Here is a 215-nt window from a genome sequence, read left to right on the forward strand (position 1 = left end):
AAGGTTTTGCTAACGGGTGTCCCTTCGCTGGTGGTTCCGATATCTATTGCGGTTGTGCTGTCATCGGGAATATCGGTGGTGTTTTCGAGTACCTGGATTTCTGGCTGATTTGCGCCAGTAACGGTACCGCTAATGGGAAAATTAAAGGGGTTTTCGTCGCTATCGTTGGTGGTGAAGGAGAGTTCCCCAGAAGGAGTTCCCGCCCCTGTGGCGTC

The 215-nt window shown here is 52.1% G+C and carries 1 protein-coding gene; it reads right to left on the bottom strand.

What is annotated here, in order from left to right; translation table 11 throughout:
* Positions 1–215: hypothetical protein (locus tag AC0QH1_RS00420; protein WP_324628768.1), on the bottom strand; the 215-nt coding region annotated here is incomplete at both ends.

This window comes from Phormidium sp. CCY1219, from assembly GCF_055795085.1.